Origin of the sequence: Vibrio sp. 10N.222.54.A3, assembly GCF_041474095.1 — a bacterium.
Taxonomy (GTDB): Bacteria; Pseudomonadota; Gammaproteobacteria; order Enterobacterales; family Vibrionaceae; genus Vibrio; species Vibrio crassostreae_C.
The window spans coordinates 7351-8863 of sequence record NZ_JBFRTN010000142.1 but is presented as its reverse complement, the minus strand read 5'-3'; the positions used below and the strand labels follow the sequence as shown (position 1 = coordinate 8863).

The following is a 1513-nucleotide window of genomic DNA, read 5'->3' as shown; positions in this document are numbered from 1 at the left end:
CAAACCAGTTCCAACTCTTCACTTTGCCATCTTCAACCTGAACTCGAACCGCCCAGCTGAATTTACCCGTGTCTACACCAGATTCATTCGCAATGGCACTCATGCTGCCCATGAATACTGCTTGGTCGCCGTTTACAAAACTATAGTCTGTTGACCAGCTTGTGACTTTCAAACCTGCGCCAAATAGAGGAAAGAAAGTGTTGAGCACTTTTTCTTTTGACTCCCAGTTACCGATCCAAGGGATGTCGGCGTCACCTTCGTTGTGCCAGACAAAATCATCGGCCATTAATGACTCGAGTTTTGCCATATCACCTGAGCCTGCCGCCCATAAGAATGCTTGAGCCGTTTCTAGTGTCTTTGCTGAATCGACTGCTTTTGTTTCATCTGCAAAGGCTGGAGTGAATTGAAAGAAAGCCAGAAGACTCGCTAGACCGATAAGTAGATTTTTCTTTAACATTTTCTTTCTCCTGATTGTCAATTTTGAAGCTCAATGCGTGGGAGATTAAAAGTGCCATCAGTGCATGCTTTGAACTTCAGTTCTGTTTGTTGCCTTGTTGAGATAACTATAGCTGTGCTAAATTTTTGGTAAACTCACTAATTGAACACGTTGGATATGCGCAAATGCACAACATAAGATGGGATGACCTACAATATGTTCTAACAGTGGCGAATGAAGGATCCCTGTCGGCCGCGGCAAGAGCACTTGGTGTAAACCACAGCACCGTTTTACGTCGTATTGACACCTTTGAGTATCGTCACAAATTACGAATTTTCCACAAACTTCCTACCGGATACAAACTAACGGTTGAAGGACAAAAGCTTCTGGAGTCAGCTCTCGCTATCGAATCCACAGTAAGAGAATTGGAACACAAGGTTTTTGGACAGGAATTGAAGCTAGAAGGAACGCTAAGAATAACGACGACCGACGCCTTATCTCGTCTCATTCTGGGTACTCATTTGGCTGCTTTTCATCGGCTTTATCCAAAAATTCAGTTAGAACTCAGCCTCACATCTCGTCAATTGGATATTTCGCACCTAGATGCAGATATCGCGATTCGCCCGGCAAATGAGTTGCCAGCCCATTTGGTTGGGACCAAGTTAAGTAAAATTGCGTTTGGTGTTTACGGATCGCCAGAATATATAAATGGCCTTAAGAGTAAGCACCCCTTAAAGTCTGCTTCTTGGTTAATGATGCATAGAGGCAGTGCTTCGCTACAGGTTTCTGAACTGATTTCAGAAGACAAAATTGTCATGAAAGCCGACTCTTTTGAGCCCCTGATCATCGCCGCTGAAAATCAGATGGGGTTAGCCTACTTACCCTGCTTTTTAGGTAACAGTGAGGGAACTCTGCAAAGAGTAGATATGGAAGTGATGCACCAAAATACAGACCTATGGATGATGACTCATAAAGATTTAGAAGATTCAGCCAGAATAAAAGCATTTTTTAATTTTATGAAAGGCGCAATCAAATCAGACCATAATCGGTTGGCCGGATTTGATTATTAGCGAACGA

2 protein-coding genes are annotated in these 1513 nt (G+C 43.2%); one reads left to right on the top strand and one right to left on the bottom strand.

Annotation, left to right across the window (positions count from 1 at the left end):
* Positions 1-457, bottom strand: a 457-nt coding sequence (locus AB4507_RS21825; RefSeq protein ID WP_372183360.1) for a nuclear transport factor 2 family protein, incomplete at its 3' end; no start/stop codon positions are given.
* 164 nt (positions 458-621) lie between these two features.
* On the opposite strand from AB4507_RS21825, the gene AB4507_RS21820 reads away from it, so the two are divergent.
* On the top strand, positions 622-1506 hold the full coding sequence (locus AB4507_RS21820; protein ID WP_372183358.1) for a LysR family transcriptional regulator: 885 nt from the start codon (positions 622-624) through the stop codon (positions 1504-1506).
* The last annotated feature ends 7 nt before the right edge of the window (positions 1507-1513 follow it).